Source organism: Caulobacter sp. GW821-FHT05F04, assembly GCF_059419665.1.
This window is the reverse complement of record NZ_JBWKSF010000001.1, coordinates 1-20,323: the sequence shown is the minus strand read 5'-3', so window position 1 is coordinate 20,323 and position 20,323 is coordinate 1. Positions and strand designations below refer to the sequence as shown.

22 protein-coding genes are annotated in these 20,323 nt (G+C 68.1%); 15 read left to right on the top strand and 7 right to left on the bottom strand.

The genetic code is table 11. The features are described 5' to 3' along the window. Positions 1-189 precede the first annotated feature (189 nt). The 5 genes from AC07R7_RS00110 (at position 190) to rplQ (ending at position 3,494) form a co-directional block, all read left to right on the top strand. Complete coding sequence (locus tag AC07R7_RS00110) at positions 190-765, top strand: adenylate kinase (RefSeq protein ID WP_492883856.1); 576 nt, start codon at positions 190-192, stop codon at positions 763-765. Between the two features lie 247 nt (positions 766-1,012). Next, complete coding sequence (gene rpsM / locus AC07R7_RS00105) at positions 1,013-1,381, top strand: 30S ribosomal protein S13 (RefSeq protein ID WP_047413133.1); 369 nt, start codon at positions 1,013-1,015, stop codon at positions 1,379-1,381. A 12-nt stretch (positions 1,382-1,393) separates the two neighbouring features. Then, entirely contained in the window at positions 1,394-1,783 is a 390-nt protein-coding gene (gene rpsK, locus AC07R7_RS00100) for a 30S ribosomal protein S11 (protein WP_004616890.1), read from the top strand. A gap of 77 nt (positions 1,784-1,860) precedes the next feature. Next, the gene (locus tag AC07R7_RS00095; protein ID WP_047413138.1) at positions 1,861-2,877 is read left to right on the top strand and encodes a DNA-directed RNA polymerase subunit alpha; all 1,017 of its coding nucleotides are present in this window, start codon (positions 1,861-1,863) and stop codon (positions 2,875-2,877) included. 203 nt (positions 2,878-3,080) lie between these two features. Beyond that, positions 3,081-3,494 (top strand): 50S ribosomal protein L17, encoded by a 414-nt coding sequence (gene rplQ, locus AC07R7_RS00090; RefSeq protein WP_492100988.1) that lies wholly within the window; start codon positions 3,081-3,083, stop codon positions 3,492-3,494. A 66-nt stretch (positions 3,495-3,560) separates the two neighbouring features. On the opposite strand, the gene AC07R7_RS00085 is transcribed toward rplQ, so the two are convergent. The 4 genes from AC07R7_RS00085 to AC07R7_RS00070 all read right to left on the bottom strand — a co-directional run bounded on the left by AC07R7_RS00085 (position 3,561) and on the right by AC07R7_RS00070 (position 6,518). After that, the gene (locus AC07R7_RS00085) at positions 3,561-4,127 is read right to left on the bottom strand and encodes a hypothetical protein (protein ID WP_494633509.1); all 567 of its coding nucleotides are present in this window, start codon (positions 4,125-4,127) and stop codon (positions 3,561-3,563) included. Between the two features lie 104 nt (positions 4,128-4,231). After that, positions 4,232-4,777, bottom strand: a complete 546-nt coding sequence (locus AC07R7_RS00080) for a sugar O-acetyltransferase (RefSeq protein ID WP_494633507.1) — start codon at positions 4,775-4,777, stop codon at positions 4,232-4,234. Between the two features lie 2 nt (positions 4,778-4,779). Continuing rightward, positions 4,780-5,607, bottom strand: a complete 828-nt coding sequence (locus AC07R7_RS00075; protein WP_492883863.1) for an ABC transporter permease — start codon at positions 5,605-5,607, stop codon at positions 4,780-4,782. After that, positions 5,607-6,518: an ABC transporter ATP-binding protein gene (locus tag AC07R7_RS00070; RefSeq protein ID WP_494633505.1), complete on the bottom strand. Its 912-nt coding sequence runs from the start codon at positions 6,516-6,518 to the stop codon at positions 5,607-5,609. Before AC07R7_RS00070 ends, AC07R7_RS00075 begins: the two co-directional genes overlap by 1 nt. Before the next feature lie 163 nt (positions 6,519-6,681). Between AC07R7_RS00070 and AC07R7_RS00065 the strand changes: the two genes are divergently transcribed. The 6 genes from AC07R7_RS00065 to AC07R7_RS00040 all read left to right on the top strand — a co-directional run bounded on the left by AC07R7_RS00065 (position 6,682) and on the right by AC07R7_RS00040 (position 13,473). Beyond that, on the top strand, positions 6,682-7,917 hold the full coding sequence (locus tag AC07R7_RS00065) for an alkaline phosphatase family protein (RefSeq protein WP_494633503.1): 1,236 nt from the start codon (positions 6,682-6,684) through the stop codon (positions 7,915-7,917). Between the two features lie 106 nt (positions 7,918-8,023). Next, positions 8,024-9,289, top strand: coding sequence for a TCR/Tet family MFS transporter (locus tag AC07R7_RS00060; RefSeq protein WP_494633502.1), 1,266 nt, complete (start codon positions 8,024-8,026; stop codon positions 9,287-9,289). 78 nt (positions 9,290-9,367) lie between these two features. Further along, entirely contained in the window at positions 9,368-10,804 is a 1,437-nt protein-coding gene (locus AC07R7_RS00055) for a DegQ family serine endoprotease (protein WP_494633500.1), read from the top strand. 34 nt (positions 10,805-10,838) lie between these two features. Beyond that, positions 10,839-12,140, top strand: coding sequence for a replication-associated recombination protein A (locus tag AC07R7_RS00050; protein WP_494633498.1), 1,302 nt, complete (start codon positions 10,839-10,841; stop codon positions 12,138-12,140). Further along, the gene (locus AC07R7_RS00045; RefSeq protein WP_492883871.1) at positions 12,137-12,952 is read left to right on the top strand and encodes an RluA family pseudouridine synthase; all 816 of its coding nucleotides are present in this window, start codon (positions 12,137-12,139) and stop codon (positions 12,950-12,952) included. Before AC07R7_RS00050 ends, AC07R7_RS00045 begins: the two co-directional genes overlap by 4 nt. An 11-nt stretch (positions 12,953-12,963) precedes the next feature. Further along, the gene (locus AC07R7_RS00040) at positions 12,964-13,473 is read left to right on the top strand and encodes a CC0125/CC1285 family lipoprotein (RefSeq protein ID WP_494633496.1); all 510 of its coding nucleotides are present in this window, start codon (positions 12,964-12,966) and stop codon (positions 13,471-13,473) included. Here the strand turns inward: AC07R7_RS00040 and AC07R7_RS00035 are convergent, their stop codons facing one another. Continuing rightward, positions 13,474-14,706 carry a hypothetical protein gene (locus tag AC07R7_RS00035; RefSeq protein ID WP_492883872.1) on the bottom strand — a complete coding sequence of 411 codons (1,233 nt, stop codon included), beginning with the start codon at positions 14,704-14,706 and terminating at the stop codon, positions 13,474-13,476. It abuts the gene before it with no gap. A gap of 164 nt (positions 14,707-14,870) precedes the next feature. On the opposite strand from AC07R7_RS00035, the gene crcB reads away from it, so the two are divergent. Both crcB and AC07R7_RS00025 read left to right on the top strand, forming a co-directional pair. Continuing rightward, positions 14,871-15,254: a fluoride efflux transporter CrcB gene (gene crcB, locus AC07R7_RS00030; protein ID WP_492883874.1), complete on the top strand. Its 384-nt coding sequence runs from the start codon at positions 14,871-14,873 to the stop codon at positions 15,252-15,254. Beyond that, positions 15,251-16,246 carry an RluA family pseudouridine synthase gene (locus AC07R7_RS00025; protein WP_492841591.1) on the top strand — a complete coding sequence of 332 codons (996 nt, stop codon included), beginning with the start codon at positions 15,251-15,253 and terminating at the stop codon, positions 16,244-16,246. Before crcB ends, AC07R7_RS00025 begins: the two co-directional genes overlap by 4 nt. A gap of 3 nt (positions 16,247-16,249) precedes the next feature. Here the strand turns inward: AC07R7_RS00025 and AC07R7_RS00020 are convergent, their stop codons facing one another. Continuing rightward, positions 16,250-17,527, bottom strand: coding sequence for a DUF1501 domain-containing protein (locus tag AC07R7_RS00020; protein WP_494633494.1), 1,278 nt, complete (start codon positions 17,525-17,527; stop codon positions 16,250-16,252). Next, positions 17,524-18,957, bottom strand: coding sequence for a DUF1800 domain-containing protein (locus tag AC07R7_RS00015; protein WP_494633493.1), 1,434 nt, complete (start codon positions 18,955-18,957; stop codon positions 17,524-17,526). The genes AC07R7_RS00020 and AC07R7_RS00015 overlap by 4 nt, the downstream gene beginning before the upstream one ends. 53 nt (positions 18,958-19,010) lie before the next feature. On the opposite strand from AC07R7_RS00015, the gene AC07R7_RS00010 reads away from it, so the two are divergent. Further along, positions 19,011-19,733 (top strand): ATP12 family chaperone protein, encoded by a 723-nt coding sequence (locus AC07R7_RS00010; protein ID WP_494633491.1) that lies wholly within the window; start codon positions 19,011-19,013, stop codon positions 19,731-19,733. 129 nt (positions 19,734-19,862) lie between these two features. Continuing rightward, a partial coding sequence (locus tag AC07R7_RS00005; protein WP_494633489.1) for a carboxyl transferase domain-containing protein occupies positions 19,863-20,323 on the top strand: 461 nt, incomplete at its 3' end.

Here is a 20,323-nt window from a genome sequence, read left to right as displayed (position 1 = left end):
GCCGGTTTGTCACAAAACCGGCTTCCGTTTTTTTCCGGCGCAATCTAGGTCTTCTGCGGGAGGCTGAGCATGACAGCCGAAAGTGGATGCCGGTTTCGGTGCCCGTCATGCTCACTGTTTAACTGAGCCTGTCGTGGCCACGACAGGCGAAAGCAGGCCTAAGACCTGCCAACGCGCGAAGGGGCTTATATGAACTTGATCCTGTTCGGTCCGCCGGCGGCGGGGAAGGGCACTCAGGCCAAGCGTCTGGTCACGGAGCGTGGCATGGTCCAGCTCTCGACCGGCGACATGCTGCGCGCCGCCATCGCCTCGGGCTCGGAGCTTGGCCTGAAGGTCAAGGGCGTGCTGGACCGCGGCGAGCTGGTCACCGACGAGATCGTCATCGCGCTGATCGAGGACCGCCTGCCCGAGGCCGAGGCGGCCGGCGGCGCGATCTTTGACGGTTTCCCGCGCACGGTCGCTCAGGCCGAAGCTCTGGATAAGATGTTGGCGGCGCGTGGACAGAAGATCGACTCTGTTCTCCGACTCAAGGTAGACGAGCCAGCCCTGATCGAGCGGATCAAGAAGCGATTCGAAGAACAGGGACGGCCTGACGACAATCCCGAAGTCTTCGTGACTCGTCTGGCCCAGTACAATGCCCAGACCGCGCCGCTGCTGCCTTACTATGAAGGGCAGGGGAAGCTCACGGAACTGGACGGAATGGGTTCGGTCGAAGCCGTCGCCAGTTCCATCGACGCCGCCCTGGAGCCTGTCTCTGTCGGTTAAACCGACAGAGAGGAACAGGCTCCAACTACCGCGAGGTGGCGTGACATCTGTCACGCGGGCGTCGTCGCTTAAAGAAGCCCTGATTCACTGGATGTCTGGTGGATTCAGTTGTTGACGGAAGCGAAACGATCCCTATAACGGGGCGCTTCCGCGAAAGGGCGCGATCCGTGCGCGCCGGTTTGGATCCTCTGGATCGAGCCGGGCGCGCCGTTCGCGTCTTTAGTGCGTGACTAGGAGAACATTAGACGTGGCCCGTATCGCAGGCGTCAACATCCCGACGAACAAGCGCGTTCTGATCGCGCTTCAGTACATTCACGGCATCGGCCAACGGTCCGCGCGTGAAATCATCACGAAGGTGGGCATCGAGGATGCGCGTCGGGTCAATCAACTGACCGACGCCGAAGTCCTGGCGATCCGCGAAACGATCGACCGCGACTATACCGTCGAGGGTGATCTGCGCCGCGAGAACTCGATGAACATCAAGCGTCTGATGGACCTGGCCTGCTATCGCGGCCTGCGTCACCGTAAGGGCCTGCCGGTCCGCGGTCAGCGCACCCACACGAACGCTCGCACCCGCAAGGGTCCGGCCAAGCCGATCGCCGGCAAGAAGAAATAAGGTAGCCTGACGATGGCCAAGGAACCGGGTCGCGTTAAAAAGCGCGAACGCAAGAACATCACCTCGGGCGTGGCGCACGTGAACGCCTCGTTCAACAACACCATGATCACCATCACCGACGCTCAGGGCAACACGATCTCGTGGTCCTCGGCGGGCATGATGGGCTTCAAGGGTTCGCGCAAGTCGACCCCGTACGCCGCTCAGATGGCTGCGGAAGACGCGGGCAAGAAGGCCGCCGAACACGGCGTCAAGACCCTGGAAGTCAACGTTTCGGGTCCGGGTTCGGGCCGTGAATCGGCTCTGCGCGCGCTGCAAGCCGCGGGCATGACCATCACGACCATCCGCGACGTCACGCCGATCCCGCACAACGGCTGCCGTCCGCCCAAGCGCCGTCGCGTCTAGTACTATTTAGACCACTAATCTCCTTCGCCGGCTGCGCAAAACGCGGCCGGCGAGCCGCGTTCAAGGGACCCGACCACGTGATCGAAAGAAACTGGAACGAGCTGATCCGTCCTGAGAAGCCGCAGATCGAAACCGGAGCCGATGCGACCCGCAAGGCCCGTATCGTCGCCGAGCCCCTCGAGCGCGGTTTCGGTGTGACGCTCGGCAACGCCCTGCGTCGCGTTCTGCTCTCGTCGCTGCAAGGCGCCGCCGTCACCGCCATCCAGATCGATGGCGTGGTGCACGAATTCTCCTCGCTCGAAGGCGTCCGCGAAGACGTCGTCGATATCGTTCTGAATATCAAGCAACTGGCCGTTCGGATGCACGCCGAAGGCCCGAAGCGCATGACCCTGCGCGCCACGGGCCCCGGCCCGGTGACCGCCGGTCAGATCGAAACCCCGGCCGACATCGAAATCCTGAACCCCGACCACGTGCTCTGCACGCTGGACGACGGCGCTTCGGTGCGCATGGAGTTCACGGTCAACAACGGCAAGGGCTACGTCCCGGCCGACCGCAACCGTCCGGAAGACGCGCCGATCGGCCTCATCGCCGTCGACGCCCTGTACTCGCCGGTCAAGCGCGTCGCCTATCGCGTCGAGCCGACCCGTCAGGGCCAGTCGCTGGACTATGACAAGCTGGTCCTGGAAGTGGAAACCAACGGCGCCGTCACTCCGGTGGACGCCGTGGCCTACGCCGCCCGGATCCTGCAAGACCAACTGCAGATCTTCATCACCTTCGAGGAACCGAAGGCCAAGTCGGCCGACGAGTCCAAGCCGGAACTGCCGTTCAACCCGGCTCTGCTGAAGAAGGTGGACGAGCTGGAACTGTCGGTCCGTTCGGCCAACTGCCTGAAGAACGACAACATCGTCTACATCGGCGACCTGATCCAGAAGACCGAAGCCGAGATGCTCCGCACCCCGAACTTCGGCCGCAAGTCGCTGAACGAGATCAAGGAAGTTCTCGCCGGCATGGGCCTGCACCTCGGCATGGACGTGCCGAATTGGCCGCCGGAGAACATCGAAGACCTGGCCAAGAAGTTCGAAGACCAAATCTAAGAACCTCGAAGCCTGCCGCGCCAAATCCGGGCCGCCTTTCCTCTCTTCGGACAGGGGAGGCGGCCTGGGCCTTTTGAAGCCGCTAACGCGGTGGAGGGCCCCGGCGCTTCGCTCTGACCCGGTCGGGACGGACCAGGATTGGTGACAATCAGGCGCTCAACACGTTTTGCGCCACTCGGGCTCGATGCCCAGGAGACTAAGACATGCGTCACGGTAACGCCCACCGTAAACTCGGCCGCACCTCGGCTCACCGCACCGCCATGTTCGCCAACATGTCGGCCTCGCTGATCAAGCACGAGCAGATCGTCACCACCCTGCCCAAGGCCAAGGAACTGCGTCCGATCGTCGAAAAGCTGGTCACCCTGGCCAAGCGCGGCGACCTGCACGCTCGTCGTCAGGCCATCAGCTCGGTTCGCGACGTCGAGCAAGTCGGCAAGCTCTTCGCGGTCCTCGGCCCGCGCTACAAGGACCGTCAGGGCGGCTACATCCGCGTCCTGAAGGCCGGCTTCCGCTACGGCGACAACGCCGCCATGGCCGTGATCGAGTTCGTCGACCGCGACGTCTCGGAAAAGGGCAAGGACTCGGGGCCGGTCTACGTCAACGACGCCGAAGACTAAGATCTTTCAGCGCCAGCTGAACGCGAAGGCCCCGGAGAGATCCGGGGCCTTTTGTCGTTTCTGCGCTCAGGGCTTGACGGCCGCCGCCCGAGCCGCGCGCAGAGCTTCGAGTTGCTCGGCTTGGCGGGCTAGGGCGGGGACGCCAAGTTCGCTGCGGAGGGCGTCGGAGACCAAGTTACGGTCATAAGGCTCCTGGCCCATCGAGCCCCTGAACTGTGTGCCGTAAACCTGCGGTTTGCCGATCATCATCAGGTAGCGGTCGAGCGTCGCGCTAGCGATCCACAGAGACGACTTGTCACCCTTGCCGACCGCCACCATCGCCAGGGTGTGGGCCAGAAGGTAGTCGTCCGCCTTCGAGCCGTGCTGGAAGATGAAAGCGGCGTGCTCGTAGTCTTCGGCCGTGTGTAGAGCGCCGGCCGTGAGCAACGCGCGGGTGGCCAAGCGTCGCTGTTCGTCGCGAGCGGTGACCTTGTCCCAATCTATTTCGTCAGGCTCCCGATCGCTTTGGTCCTCGTTGTAGAGGCGGGTCATCTCGGCGTTCGAGGTGGTTGGCGCCGCCAGCGAACGGGCATGCGCAGGGTCAGCGAGAAGAAACAGGCTGATCAGGGCGAGCAGAGACATGCGCAGCTTCATAGAGTCTTCCAAGCGTGGCAAAGCCTGCAGCCACCATGGCATGAACTCCTCTAGAGATGCGATATGGGAGTCCGCGTCTTGAGGTGGATCTTGGAGTTCCGCCGCTAGCCCTTCGGCTTCACCGGCCGCGCCGGGTTTCCCACCACTGTCGCCCCCGCCGCCACGTCCCGCGTCACCACCGCGCCGGCCCCGATCACCGCGTCGTCGCCGATGGTCACGCCGGGCAGGATGATCGCGCCGCCGCCGATCCAGACATTGGCGCCGATGTGGATCGGCTTGCCGGACTCCTGGCCCGTGCGCCGCAGGGCCGGATCGCGCGGATGGTCGGCGGTCAGGATCTGCACGCCCGGGCCGATGGCGGTGGCCGCGCCGATAGTGACCTCGGCGACGTCCAGGATCACGCAGTTGAAGTTCATGAATACGCCGTCGCCCAGACGGATATTGTAACCGTAGTCGACGAAGAACGGCGCGCGGACGGCCACGTTCTCGCCGACCGCCCCCAGGCCCTGGGCCAGCAGCATCGGGCGCTCGTCGAGGCCGGAGCTGTTATAGCGATCCATCCAGGTCTGGGCCGCGCGCTGGTCGGCCTGCAGCTCGGCGTCGACGGCATAGAGCTCGCCGGCCAGCATCCGTTGCTTCTGGGTCTTCACGCCTACTCCTTGGTCAGGTCCTGGCGGCGGAACAGCAGCACCGCGCAGGTCGTCAATACGGCTGTCCACACCGCCAGCATGGCCAGGGCCGCGCCGGCCGAACTGGCGGTCTGGCCCAGCATGGTCGGTTCCAGCAGGGTCGCGCGCAGCAGGTCCGCGTCATAGACGGGGATGGCCAGCAGCTTCCAGCTGGACTGGCCCTGTTCCATCATGCGCAGCGAACTGGCCAGCACCGTCTGCACGAACCGAACGCCCAGGCAGGCGACGACCACGCCCATGCTCGAGCGCGACAGCACCCCGATACAGGCGGCCAGCGCCGCCAGGGTCATGGCCTCCAGCCAGGTGATGGCCAGGACGCCGAGCACGTCGAACAGGTTGCGGTCGAACATCGAGACGGCCAGGGGCTTGCCGTTGATCCCCGCGCCGATCACCGCCGCGGCGGCCGACAGCACGGCGGTCAGGGCCAGGCTCCAGAACACCGCCTCGCCGACCACCACCAGCTTGGCCAGCAGCAGGTTCTGGCGGGTGTTGCGGGGCGTCAGCAGTCGCCAGGTCTCCCAGCGGTAATCGCCGGCCAGGATGGCGGCCGCGCCGATCATCAGGAACAGCGCCCCGAAGGTCGAGGCCCCGCCCGCCAGCGCCTTGATCATCTGGTCCAGCAGGCCGATCCCGAGGCCCGGCATCGGCTTCTTGACCACATAGTGCAGGAAGAGGTCGCCGCCGATGCTGAGCAGGAAGCCCACGATCGGCGCGAAGCAGAACCCCCAGAACAGGGCCGAACGGTCGCGCAGCAGGCGGAAGCGTTCGGCGGCGATGGCGTCGGTGAGCATCAGAGCGCTCCTTCGTTCGAAGGCTGGGCCGTCTCGAGGGTCCTGAGATAGACGCCCTCCAGGTCGGCGTCGCGCCAGCGGGCCTCGGTGATCTCGACCCCGGCCTCGACCAGGGCGCGGATCAGGGCGGGGGCGTCTTCGCGGCGGATGTCGGCCAGGGCCGAGTCCGCGCCGTCGGCGACGCCCTTGGCGCCCAGCACGCTCAGGACCTGGGCGATGGGCGAGGCGGCGGTGATGCGCAGGCGGGCCTCGCCGGCGGTCAGTTCGGCCACGCCGCCCTCGGCCACGACCTTGCCCTTGGACAGGATGGCCACGCGCTGGCAGACGCGCCGCACCTCGTCCAACTGGTGGCTGGCCAGGATGACGGTGACGCCTTCGCGCTTGGCGAGGTCGACGATCAGGGCGCGGATCTCCTGGATACCGGCCGGGTCCATGCCGCTGGTCGGTTCGTCCAGGATGACGAGTTCGGGCTTGGTGAAGAAGGCGGCCGCCAGGCCCAGGCGCTGCTTCATGCCGACCGAATAGCCGCTGGTCGAACGGTCGGCGGCGTGGGCGATGCCGACCCGCTCCAGCCAGCCGTCGATGTCGGCGCTTTTCGCGCCGCTCTCCAGGGCCAGCATCTTCAGGGTGTCGCGGCCGGTCAGATAGGCGGGGTAGCGCGGCGTCTCGATCATCGCCCCGACCTTGCGCAGGGCGGTGATGTCGCCGGGCGCGGCGCCGAACAGCCGGGCCGAGCCGGTGGTGGGTCGCACGAGGCCGAGCGCGATGCGGAACAGGGTGCTCTTGCCCGCGCCGTTGGGACCCAGCACCCCGAACACGCCGCCGGCCGGAATGGCGATGGAGAAGTCGTCAAGGGCGCGCACCGCCCCGTAGGTTTTGGTGAGGCGGTCGGCCTCGAGGGCGATCGACATGCGGGGAGTTCCGAGCGCCGAAACGAGTCGGCAGGCGAGGGGGACTATGGCGACCCGGGGCGCCCCCGCCAAGTTAAGAGCCGGTCATGCGGTTCCTGTCACACCCCTGTAACGCCGGACGCTGATCAGGGGGCTTCAGTTCCCTCCGCTTAAGAGCCCGCCGATGTCCGTCTTTCGCCTGCTGTCCCTGATCGTGGCCGTGAGCCTCGCCTTGGCCGGTGGCGTCCAGGCGCGGGAAAAGGCCCCGCACCTGACTGTCCTGGTGTCGATGGACGGCTTCCGCGCCGACTATCTGGACCGCGGCGTGACGCCGAACCTGAAGGCCCTGGCCGACGACGGCGCGCGCGGGTCCATGCGCCCCTCGTTTCCCAGCCTGACCTATCCGAACCACTACACCCTGGTGACCGGCAAGCGTCCCGACCGCAATGGCGTGGTCGGCAACGAGATGGAGGACGCCGTGATCGGCGGCCCCAAATTCGTGATGAACGGCCCGACGTCCAACGACCCCCGCTGGTGGAACCAGGCCAAGCCGTTCTGGGTCTCGGCCGAGCAGCAGGGCAAGAAGAGCGCCGCCATGTTCTGGCCGGGCTCGGAGACGGCGATCGACGGCGTCCGCCCCAGCCATTGGATGAAGTACCAGCACGACCTTCCGTACGACGCGCGGATCGACCAGGTGCTGGCCTGGATGGACAGCGCCGACGGCCCGCCGCTGGCCTTCGCCACCCTCTATTTCGACGCCGCCGATACGGAGGGGCACCACTATGGCCCGGACTCGCCGGAGCTGATGGCGGCCCTGGCCGAACTGGACCGCTGCATCGGCCGTCTGGTCGAGGGGCTCAAGGCGCGCGGACGTTTCGAGACGACCGACCTTGTCATCGTCGCCGATCACGGCATGGCGCCGCTGCCGGCCGCTCATCGCATGGTGCTGGACGATCTGATCGACGTCTCGAAGATCCACCTCGTCGCCAAGGGCGCGGTGACCAGCTTCTCGCCCCTGCCGGGCCAGGCCAAGGCGGTCGAGACGGCGTTCCTCAAGACCGCGCCGCCGCACATGACTTGCTGGAAGAAGGGACGGATCCCGGCGCGTTTCCACTATGGCCGCAACAAGCGCGTGCCGGCCATCGTCTGCCTGTCGGAAACCGGCTGGTACACCACGACGCTGGAAGCCCGGAAGAAGCCTGGCAAGTGGGACGGCAAGGACGGCGGCGCGCACGGCTTCGACCCTTATGACGCCAGGATGCGCGCGGTGTTCGTGGCCCACGGCCCCTCGTTCAGGCCGGGCGTCGTGCTGCCGGTATTTGACAATGTCGACGTCTATCCGCTGCTGGCGAAGGTGACCGGCGTGAAGCCCGAGAAGGGCGACGGGTCGCTGAAGGTGATCAGCCAGGCGCTGCGCTGACAGTCGCCCGCGGCGTGGAGCGCGCGGAACGGCGGCCGGCGCCGCTGGCGGGTCTTGCGAGCCGGGCGAACAGCGTCCAACTAGGGACCGCCGGGGAGGGCGATCCATGAACCAACCGAACACCGGAGCCCAAATCACGGGCGCAAAGCGTCAGGCCGCGCTGGGCTTCATCTTCGTCACCGCGATCATGGACGTGCTGTCCCTGGGCGTGATGATCCCCGTCCTGCCCAACCTGGTGAAGCAGTTCGGCGGCGGGGACACGGCCGTGGCGGCCGACTGGAACATCCTGTTCGCCACGGTCTGGGGCGTGATGCAGTTCTTCTGCTCGCCGATCCTGGGTTTGATGTCCGACCGTTTCGGCCGCCGGCCCGTGATCCTGACCTCGATCTTCGGCCTGGGCGTCGACTTCCTGTTCATGGCCTTCGCGCCCAGCCTGTGGTGGCTGTTCGTTGGCCGGATCTTCAACGGCATGACGGCGGCCAGCTTCTCGACCGCCTCGGCCTACGTCGCTGACGTCACCACGCCGGAGAACCGCGCCAAGGGCTTTGGCCTGATGGGCGCGGCGTTCGGCGTCGGTTTCACCTTCGGTCCGGCCCTGGGCGGCTGGCTGTGGCAGTTCGACCATCGCGCGCCGTTCCTGGTCTGCGCGGGCCTGGCGCTGTGCAACTGGCTCTATGGCTTCTTCGTCCTGCCGGAATCGCTGCCGCCCGAGCGCCGCCAGCCGCGCTTCGACTGGACGAAGGCCAATCCCGTGGGCTCGCTGCAGCTGCTGAACCGCCATCCGGGCCTGCTGGGCCTGGCCGGCGTCGGCTTCCTGTTCCAGCTGGCCCACAACGTCCTGCCCAGCGTGTTCGTGCTCTATATGGGCTTCCGCTATGGCTGGTCGCCGGCGACCATCGGCCTGACCCTGATGGCCAGCGGTATTTCCAGCATCATTGTCCAGGCCCTGGTCGTCGGCCGGGTGGTCAAGGCGTTCGGAGAGCGAGGGGCGCTGATGATCGGCCTGTTCTCGGGTTTCGCCGGCTTCATGATCTACGCCCTGGCGCCGACGGGGATGCTGTATTTGTGCGGCCTGCCGCTGTTCGCGCTGTCGGGCCTGATCCAGCCGGGCCTGCAAGGGTTGATGACCCGCCGCGTCGCGCCGAACGAACAGGGCCAGCTGCAAGGCGCCAATTCGGCTATGATGGGCATCGCCTCGATCATCGGACCGCCGCTGTTCCTGTTCCCTTTCGCCTTCGCCATCCGCCACGACAACACCTTGCACATGCCGGGCCTGCCGGTGCTGATCGCCGCGGCGCTGATGCTGGCTTCGACCGTGCTAGCCTACGCCAAGGCCCGACCGCTGCCCGCGCCGGAACCGCGGGCGGCCTGAAGCCTTACCATCGCGCAAAACGCCTTAGACTCGCCAGAAAGCTCGGCTGAGTTCCCGAGGAACGTTAGGAGCCTTTTCTTGAAGACCATCCGCGCCCTGCTGCCCGTCGTCGTCCTGCTGGCCGCCTGCTCGAATCCGGCCGGGCCGTCCAATGCCCAATCGGTCGGCAACGGACCCGTTCCCGACATGCCGCAACCGACCCGCCGCGCTCCGGCCGACGCGGCGTCGATGAAGCTGTCGTTCTCGCCGGTGGTGAAGAAGGCCGCCCCGGCGGTCGTCAACGTCGCCAGCCGCCGGGTGGTGCAGCGCCGCGTCGATCCCTTCTGGGACTTCTTCATGGGCGGCGGCGGCCAGGGCGGCAGCCAGGTGCAGGGCTCGCTAGGGTCGGGCGCCATCGTCCGCGCCGACGGGGTGATCATCACCAACCACCACAATATCGACGGGATGAGCGACATCACCGTTCAACTGGCCGACCGCCGCGAGTTCCCGGCCACGGTTCTGCTGGACGATCCGCGCGCCGACCTGGCCGTGCTGAAGATCGACACCAAGGGCGAGAAGCTGCCGGTCATGGCCATCGACGACCAGGACCAGATGGAGGTCGGCGACCTCGTCCTGGCGCTGGGCAATCCGTTCGGGGTGGGCCAGACCGTGACCAACGGCATCGTCTCGGCCCTGGCCCGGACCGACGTCGGCGCGGCCAATTTCGGCAGCTACATCCAGACCGACGCGGCCATCAATCCCGGCAATTCGGGCGGGCCGCTGGTGGACATGGACGGCGACCTGGTCGGCATCAACACCTTCATCATCTCGCGCTCGGGCTCGTCCAGCGGGGTGGGCTTCGCCATCCCGGCGGCCGTGGTCCGCCAGGTCGTCTCGGCGGCCCTGGGCGGGGGCCATAGCGTCGTGCGTCCCTGGCTGGGCGTGAAGGGCCAACCGGTCACCGGCGACATCGCCAAGAGCCTGGGCATGAGCGCCCCGCGCGGCGTGCTGGTGGCTCAGGTCTATCCCGGCTCGTCGGCCGATCGCGCCGGCCTCAAGGAAGGCGACGTCATCCTGTCGATCGACGGCCGGCCGGTGAATGACGAGGGCGGCGGCGCCTTCGCGATCGGCACGCACAAGGTCGGCGACCGGGTGCCGATGCAGATCCATCGCAACGATCGCGAGCAGACGCTGACCGTCCGCGCCGAGGCCGCGCCGGAAGTTCCCGCCCGCGACGAACGCACGCTGTCGGGCGCCAACCCGTTCACCGGCGCCACCGTGGTCAACCTGTCACCGGCCGTCGCCCAGGACCTGGACGTCGACCCGTTCGTCGGCAAGGGCGTGCTGGTCACCAAGATCGGCGGCGGCTACGCGGCCAATATCGGCCTGCAGCCGGGCGACTTCATCCGCGAGGTCAATGGCCGCCCGGTCAATACGGTGGCCGACCTCAACGCCGCCGCGAAACTGCCGACCCGCAACTGGGTGGTGACGATCGAGCGCAACGGTCAGCGGATCACGGCCCGCTTCTCGGGCTGACGACTTGCGCCCGGCGGCCTGCTAGAAGAGTCGCATGTCCGATCTCTTCCAGGCCGCCGGCCTGACGCCCCATGCGCCGGCGCCGCTGGCCGACCGCCTGCGACCCCAGAGCCTCGACGAGGTGGTGGGCCAACAACACCTCTTGGGTCCCGAAGGTCCCATCGGCCGCATGGCCGCCGCCCATCGCCTGGCCTCGATGATCCTGTGGGGGCCGCCCGGCACCGGCAAGACCACGATCGCGCGCCTGCTGGCCAAGGCCGGCGGCTACGAGTTCCAGCAGATCTCGGCCGTCTTCTCGGGCGTCGCCGACTTGAAGAAGGCCTTCGAGCAGGCCCGCATGCGCCGCGCGGCCGGCCAGAGCACCTTGCTGTTCGTAGACGAGATCCACCGCTTCAACCGCGCCCAGCAGGACGGTTTCCTGCCGTTCGTGGAGGAGGGGATCGTCACCCTGGTCGGCGCCACGACCGAGAACCCGTCCTTCGAGCTGAACGGCGCTCTGCTGTCGCGCTGCCAGGTCTTCGTGCTCAAGCGCCTGGGCGAGGACTCGCTGGACCAGTTGCTGCAACGCGCCGAGGTCGCCGAGAGCCGGCCGCTGCCGATCGACGCCGAGGCGCGTTCGACCCTGGTCGCCATGGCCGACGGTGATGGCCGCTACCTGCTGACCCTGGCCGAGACCCTGTTCTCGATCGGGACCGACAGCCCGTTGAATGCGACGCAGCTCGGCCAGTTCCTGCAGAAGCGCCGCCCGGCCTACGACAAGGACCGCGAGGAGCACTACAACCTCATCTCGGCGCTGCATAAGTCGGTGCGCGGCTCTGATCCCGACGCGGCGCTCTACTGGCTGGCGCGGATGCTGGAGGGTGGCGAGGATCCGTTGTTCATCGCCCGTCGCCTGGTGCGCATGGCGTCCGAGGACATCGGCGCGGCCGATCCGCTTTCCCTGCTGCTGACCACCGCCGCTAAGGACGCCTATGACTTCCTGGGCTCGCCGGAAGGAGAACTGGCCCTGGCCCAGGCCGTGGTCCACATGGCGTCGGCGCCCAAGTCCAACGCCGTCTACAACGCCTACAAGGCCGCCCGCCGCGCGGCCAAGGAGACCGGCAGCCTGATGCCGCCGTCGCACATCCTCAACGCGCCGACCAAGCTGATGAAGAGCCTCGGCTATGGCGACGGCTACGCCTACGACCACGATGTCGAGGGCGGCGTCTCGGGCCAGAACTACTTCCCGGACGGCATGGAGCGTCGGCGGTTCTATGAGCCGAAGCCTGTCGGCGCCGAGGCCAAGGTACGTGAACGCTTGGAAGCCTGGGGGAAGGTGCGTAAGGACGGCAAATGAGCAGTCCGAAATTCCGCCGTCCCCCTGGTGTCGCCAAGCCCAAGGCCATCGAGTGCCCGATCACTCTGACGCCCGAGGAGATCGACACGGCCAAGTCGTGGGTGCTGTACGAGGACGAGACGGTCATCGTGCTGGACAAGCCCGCCGGCCTGTCCAGCCAGGGCGGACGGATCAAGGCCCATACGCTGGACGACCTGCTGTGGGCGTTCGCCAAGCCGGGAAAGGCTCGGCCGCGTCTGATCCACCGTTTGGACCGCGACACCTCGGGCGTGATCCTGACGGCCAAGACCAAGCCGGGCGCGGCCTTCCTGGGCGAGGCCATGATGGCCAAACGCTTCCGCAAATCCTACCTCGCCATCGTCGCGCCGGGCGCGCCCGAGCCGAAGGGCGGCATGATCGACAGCCCGTTGCGCCGCGAGTCGATCGGCCGCGAGGCCTATATGCGGGTCTGCGCGCCCGATCATCCGGACGCCGAGACCGCTCGCAGCCGCTATCGCACCCTGGCCAGCAATGGCGTCGCCGCGCTGGTCGAGTTGTCGCCCGACACCGGCCGCATGCACCAGCTGCGGGTCCATATGGCGTCCATCGGCCGGCCGCTGGCGGGCGACAGCCGCTATGGCGGGGCGCTGATGCTGGGCGGCGCGGCCGTGCCGCGCCTGATGCTGCACGCCGCGCGCCTGACCTTCCCGCACCCGCTGGGCGGCGAGCGCAAGGTCATGGCCCCGCTTCCGTCCGATTTCAAAGCCATGCTCCAGGCCCTGGATCTGGCGGTTCCGGAACAGCCCGGTTCCGAGGCCGTTGATCCGGTCTGAGGATATTCGCCATGAAGATCGCCAAGCCCCTGATCGCCGCCGCCCTGTCGGGCCTGCTGCTGGCCGCCTGCGCCACCGCCCCGACCGTTTATCGCGCCCAGCTCGGCGCGCCCAACGACGTCGGCTACTCGGAATATCGCCTGGAGGCGGGACGCTATCGCGTCACCTTCCAGGGCGGGCCGGGCGCGAAGGAGGCGCAGGTCGCCGACTATGCCCTGTTGCGCGCCGCCGAACTGGCCCTGCGCGACGGTTATGACTGGTTCCGGATCGCCGACCGCTCGACCAATGTCAGCGGCTACGACCGGGGGCCCCGCGTCTCGGTCGGTGGCGGCTCGGCCAGCTTCGGCCGGCGTTCCAGTGTCGGCGTGGGACTGGGGACGAGCTTCAACCTCGGCCCGGGCCCGGCCGTGTCGCGTTCGATCGAGGTGGTGTTCGGCAGGGGGCCGACGCCGCGCGATCGCGACGCCTACGACGCGCGGGACGTGGTCAAGAACGTCGGCTACGGCCGGCAGCGAGTCTAGTTAGGCCGCCGCTCTCTTACCCAGCGGATAGTTCGCGCGCAGCGCCGCGTGGGTGAGGCCGGCCGTCTCGGCGGCGGCGAAATAGCCGTCCTGGGGCAGGCCTTGCAGGATGGTCATCGGGGCCAGGCCCCGGGCGTCGCGACCGAAGGCCATCATCTCCATGGCGATCTTGCCGGCTTCGCCGGAGAGATCTGAGGCGTCCAGCGCCAGGCCGGCCAGGCGGGCGTCGCGCAGCACGCGCAGGGCCTCCTTGTCCGGCGGCACGCGGGCGATGACGCCGCGGGTGAGGGCGCGTAACAGGCCGACCACTTCCAACAGACGGCCGGCGGGGGTGCCGCGGGTGACATCGACCAGTTCGATCATCAGGCCGCCGCGCAGCAGGCTCAGCGACAGGCCGGCTGTGCCGGTCAGCAGATCTCGGCCGCGCTGGGTGCCGAGGGTGCGGAACGAGGCCGGCAGGATCAGTTCGGGCGCGTTGTGGCCTTGGGCCGAGCGCGCGAACACCGCAGCGTATTTCAGCGTCGACTCGTCGATGAAGGCTACATCGCGGTCCGACAGCTTGGTCAGGGCGCGGGCCGAGGCCTGGCGACCGCTGGCCAGGTGCGTGACCATCGGCTCGACCCGCACGGCGGTGGTGATGTTGCGCCGCAGGCTGACCACATGCTCCAGCGTGAAGTCCACGCGCAGCGCGGCGCCGCCGGCGGTGGTGAAGGCCACCGGGGTGCGGCGGGCCTCGTCAGCCGGATCCACTTCGATGCGGACCGGCGAGCGCGCGGAGTCGCGGCGGGCGCGGGCGGCCAGGATCACGGTCGGGTCGATCGGCTTGCAGACCGCCTCGCCGTTCTCGACCCCGATCACCGAACGGATGCCCAGATCCTTCGCCGAGGCGGCGCCCAGCAGATGGGTCAGCACGTCTTCCAGGATCCGCACGCTGGTCGCTTGGGCGGCCAATCCCTGGTCGTTGTTCATGGCGATCAGGAATTCGCTGTCCGAGATGCGGGCCCGCATGTCGTTGCGGTCCAGATGCTCGTTCAGCTTCAGTTCGACATAGGTCCAGACGTCGCCGCGCTTCTGGCTCCACCATTCGCCGGCCCAGTGCCGGATGGCCTTGATGCTGATCACGTTGACCGAGCCGCGCGCGACCAGCTCCGAGCCCGACAGGCGCTGAGCCACCGGGCCCGGAAGGGCCACGCGTTCGGTCGCGTCCGAAGAGGTTGAGGTGTCGAAGGGCATGGGTCTGGCGCTGTTGATACGCCCTGGAGAATGCGGGAAGCGCGCTTAACCGGTCGTTCGGAAATACGGTTTCCAAACGCGTTTACCGTGAAAGAAACCGGGGAAAATCAAGGGAACTTCGTTGGATGCTTGGCGTTGACGCCAGCTCGGCGCATAAGGCGTTCATGAACAAGCTGCTTCTGGTGGCCGCTGGCGGAGCCGTCGGCTCGGTCGCGCGCTATCTGGTCGGCGTCGGCGCCATGCGGGTCATGGGGACGGGCTGGCCGTATGGCACCTTCACCGTGAACATCGCCGGGGGCTTCCTGATGGGATGCCTCGCCTCGTGGCTGGCGCATCGCGGCAGCGGATCCAACGAACAGTGGCGCGTGCTGCTGGGCGTGGGCGTGCTGGGCGGCTTCACGACGTTCTCTTCGTTCTCGCTGGAGACCGCGCTGATGATCCAGAAGCGCGACTATCTGCCAGCCTTCTCCTATGCCGCCGCCAGCGTGCTTCTGTCCGTGGCGGCCCTGTTCGCGGGCCTTCTGATCGCCCGCAAGGTTTTCGCATGAGCATCAAGGAAGTCCGCACGCTGTACGTCGACGCCGGCGAGGACGGGGTCCGCCTCGACCGCTGGTTCAAGCGCCGTTGGCCGCACCTCAACCACATCCAGCTGAACAAGCTTTTCCGCTCGGGCCAGGTCCGGGTCGACGGCTCGCGCGCCAAGGCCGACACCAAGCTGGTCGCCGGTAGCCAGATCCGCGTGCCGCCGCTGCCCGACGCGCCCGATCCGAACGAAAAGGCCAAGCTGTCGCCGCGCGACATCGCCTACGCCAGGTCGCTGGTGCTGTACGAGGACGAGGAGGTCCTGGCGCTGAACAAGCCCGCCGGCCTGGCCGTTCAGGGCGGCACCAAGACCACCCACCACGTCGACAAGCTGCTCAGCGCCTGGGGCGAGGGCGTCAATCGACCGCGCCTGGTCCACCGCCTGGACCGCGACACCTCGGGCGTGCTGCTACTGGGCAAGACGCCCGCCGCGGCCGCGCGCCTGTCGGGCGCCTTCGCCAAGCGCAAGGCGCAGAAGACCTACTGGGCCATCGTCGCCGGCAATCCGCACCCGACCGAGGGCGTGATGGAGCTGCACCTGGCCAAGCGCGGGGTCGGTGATCGCGAACTGGTGGTGCCGGCCCAGCCCAAGGACCCGGACGCCCAGCCGGCCGAGACCGAATTCGTCACCATCAGCCGCGCCGGGCCGCGCGTCACCTGGATGGCCCTGCGTCCGCACACCGGCCGCACCCACCAGTTGCGCGCCCACATGAAGGCCATGGGCCATCCCATTCTCGGCGACCCCAAGTACGGCGACGACAAGTCCGCGCCGCTGTCGGAGGGGCTGAAGCTGCAGTTGCACGCCCGCTCGATCCTGCTGCCGCACCCGTCGGCCGGCATGCTGCACATCGAGGCGCCGTTGAGCCCCGAGATGAAGGAAGGCTTCCGCAAGTTCGGCTTTTCGGAAGACGAGGCCGACGCCGAACCGTTCGCTCGACGGCAAACCAAGCGGCGGTAGGAGCTACACCAGACCCGTGACCGGCTTCGCCGCCGCGCTGTCCGGGAACACCTTGCGCTCCAGGATCGCGCGGTCGACGCCGATGTGGTCGGCCAGCACGCCCTTGAACAGGCCGCGCATGTCGAGTGTCGGGGCGGTGTCGCGGTTCTCGAACAGGGCGTTGTCGGCCAAGCCCGGCCAGTCGCCGACGATGCCGCCGCCCTTCTTCAGCGCCCCGCCCAGGACGAGGCCGGTCGAAGCCGTGCCGTGGTCGGTGCCGCCGGTGCCGTTGACGCGGGCCGTTCTGCCGAATTCGGTGACGGCGATGACCACCGTGTTCTTCCACTCGGCGCCGAGCCCGGTGTGCAGGCCGTCCAGCACCGCGTCCATATAGGACAGCCGCGTGGCGATCTGGCCCGGCTGGCCGGCGTGGGTGTCGAAACCGTCCAGCGAGATGGCCGCGATCTGGGGACCGCCGGCCTGGATCATGAAGCCGCCTAGGGTCGAGCCCAGTTTGCGCGCCGCCTCGCCGCCGGCGCGGTTCTGGCGGTCGCTGGCCATGGTGGGTGACATCGGCGCGGCGCCCGGTTTTGCCGGCGTCGAGGCCGCGGCGACGTTCATGGCCGGGGTTGCCGAGAGGGCGGTCATCGCTGTCTGGGCCATGGTCTCGGTCTCCAGCCCGCGCGCGAAGGCCGGGCCCAGCATCGGGTCGTTCTTGTAGAGGTCCTGCAACAGGGTCGGCAGGCGCGCGGTCTCGTCGACGCCCTTGCCGGGCGACCAACTGGCCGCCTGGACCTTGCCGCGCAGGATCAGCGGGGCGGTGGTCCCGACCGACAGCCCCTCGACCTTGCGAGCGGGGGCGAGGGCCTCCAGCGTGCGGTTCAGCCAGCCGGTCTCGGTCCCGTAGACATGGGCCGCGCCGGTCTCCAGCACGTCCTGGGCCTCGAAGTGGGAGCGGGCGCGGTCGGGGCTGGCGATGGCGGGCGCGATGCGGGCCTCGCCTTGCTGGGCGAGAGCATGGACGGACTTCAGCGCCGGGTGCAGGCCGAAGGTTTCGTCCAGCTTCAGCACCTGGTCGGGCTTCAGGGCGATCGAGCCGCGCAGGTTGGCGTAGTTCGCATCGCCCACCGGTGGCGAAACAGACAGGCCGTCCATGCCGCCCCGGCAGATCACGACGACGAGCTTCTTCCTGGCGAGATCGCCTTCTGTGGCCGCGAAGGCCTGCGACCCCAGGAAGTTGACGCTGATGCCCAGGCTGGCGCCCAGGCCAAGCAGGGAGCGGCGGTTCAGTTGAGCGGTCATCGGCGTTGGAACTCCGGGCTCATCACGAGAAGGGCGAAGGCTTCCTTGCGGGTCTCGGCGCGCGACACGGCCTTGGCGACAGGGGGCGTCAGGCGCGCGCCCAAGGCCGAGACGGCCAGGGCGTTGGGATCGGTGCGGTCGGCGACCACGGCGGCGAAGCCCTGGGCCCACTGCATCCGCTTGACCAGGCCGTCGGGCGAGGCCCAGGTCTGGGCGTCCTCGGCCCAGCCCTTGGGGGAGGGGGGCGAGAAGGGCTTCTGGCCCAGGCCCGTGAGGATCGGCGCCAGGCGTTCGATCGCCGACGGTTCGGCCCCGATCAGGCGCCAGGTCGACAGGGTGTATTCGTAAGGTGTCTTGAACTTGGCGGGCGTCGGATCCCAGGCCTCGGGGCTTTCGACCAGGGCCTTGGCGACCTGAGCGAGGTCGCCGCCGGTGTCCATCCAGCGCTTCTCCAGGCGCGCGGTCAGGGCGGGCGAGGGCGTGTCGGAGACGAAGTGGAGGGCGAGCTTGCCGCAGACGTGGCGGGCGGTGCGCCTGTCGGCGGCCAGGGTCTTCAGGACCGCCATGCCCTGCTGGATGTCGCCCTGGGCGTATCGGCGGCCCATGATCGTGCGCGCGCCCGGCTCGTGGGCGGCGTCGCGAAATACGAACTGGCCCTGGAGGTCCTCGTTGTCGCGGCCGACCGAGAAGCCGGTCAGGGCGCGGGCGAACTCGGTGACGTCGCCTTGCGTATAGCCGGCGTCGACGCCGACCGTGTGCAGTTCCATGATCTCGCGGGCCAGGTTCTCGTTCAGTCCGGCCCGGGCGCCGCGCCTGCGGACGCCGACCTGGCTGTTCGGACCAATCGACTGGGCCTGGTCCAGATAGGTCAGCATGGCCGGGTGGGTCGACGAGGCGACGAGCAGGTTCTCGAAACTGTCGAACACGTGGGGGCGGATCGCCTCGCGCTCGAACGGGCCGATCAGCACCGAGGTGATCTGCTTGGTGGCCGAGACGGTGAAGTGGTTGGCCCAGAACAGCGCCCAGCGTTCGCGAAAGCCCGCTGGCGTATTGGTCGCCAGGCGCGCGCGGGCCAGGAAGTCGGCATTGACCTTGTCCCGCAGGGCGATCTGGGCGGCCTTCGCGGCTTGCAGAGCCGCATCGTCGGGAGTCTCGCCGTCTTTCTTCTGACGCGCGGCTTTCTGCTGCTGCTGGTAGTCGCTCATCTGCTCGAAGCGCTGGACAGAGGTCTCGCCGCCGTCCTGCGGGGCGTCGGCGCCGTCGCGGCGGATCTGAGCGATCAGGAAGCCTTGCGGATCGGCCTTGGCGGCGTCGATCTCGCCGGGGCGGGCGCCCAGGCCGAACCGGGTGACGGCGATGGCGGCCATCATGTCCTTGGACGGTAGGCTCAAGCGGCGCTCTCCCTTGCGCTGACACGCGATCTTGCTCATTCAACGCGGGCCATTGGCCGTTCCGTCGCGCGGCCCGAAAAAGAGTTCTCGCCGTGTCCGACAAGTCCGAGCTGCTGCTGAAACCCAAGCGCTTCTACAAGGCCGCCGTCGCGGCCCCGGTCGAGGAGGGCTTCGCCGTTCAGCTCGACGGCCGCACGCCCAGGTCGCCGGCCAGGAAGCCGCTGATCCTGCCCAACCAAGCCCTGGCCGACACGATCGCCGCCGAGTGGGAGGCCCAGGTCGAGTATATCGACAACAGCCTGATGCCGGCCACGCGCTTGGCCTTCACTGCCATCGATCGCATCGCCGAGACCCGCGCCGAGGTGGCCAGGGAGGTCACCGCCTACGCGGCCTCCGACCATCTTTGCTACCGCGCCGAACACCCGACGCCGCTGGTCGAGCGCCAGGAGCGCGAGTGGGGCGCGATCCTGGACTGGGCCAAGGCTGAGCATGGCTTGGTGTTCACCCCCGTCGGCGGGATCATCCACCAGCCGCAGCCGCCGGCCACCCTGGCGGCGGTCGAGGCCCTGGCCCTGACCCTGGACGATTTCGGCCTGGCTGGGGTGGCTTTCGCCGCCGGTCTCTACGGCTCGACCGTGCTGGCCCTGGCCGTTCGCGCCGGCCGTCTGACCGGCCGCAAGGCCCTGGATCTGTCGCGCCTGGAGGAGGCGTTCCAGACCGAGCAGTGGGGAGAGGACGCCGAGGCGACCGCCCGCGTGGCGTTCCTGGCGGTCGAGGCCGAGATGATCGACCGCTGGTTCGCCGCGCTCCGTTAGGGGGCGAGACCTTCCGTACTCCGCGGCGCCGCAAGGTCCGTCTTGCCTGTACCCCCTGGCCTCGCTAGGGCTTGAGTTTCCAAGGTGGGCGAACCACCAGCACGAAGATCCGGGCAGGGAGCTAGCGCGTTGCAGCACATTCTCGAGGAACTCGACCGCCGTCGCGCGCAGGCCAGGGCCGGCGGCGGTGAGGCGCGGGTCGCCGCCCAGCACGCCAAGGGTAAGCTGACCGCTCGCGAGCGGATCGACCTGCTGCTGGACGAGGGCTCGTTCGAGGAGTTCGACATGTTCGTCGAGCACCGCAGCGCCGACTTCGGCATGCAGGACCAGAAGATCCCCGGCGACGGCGTCGTCACCGGCTGGGGCACCATCAACGGCAAGGTCGTCTATCTGTTCTCCAAGGACTTCACGGTGTTCGGCGGCAGCCTGTCGAACGCCCACGCCCAGAAGATCATCAAGGTCCAGCGCCAGGCCATGAAGGTCGGCGCGCCGATCATCGGCCTGTTCGACGCCGGCGGGGCCCGCATCCAGGAGGGCGTCGACAGCCTGGCCGGCTATGCCGACATCTTCCTGGAAAACACCCTGGCCAG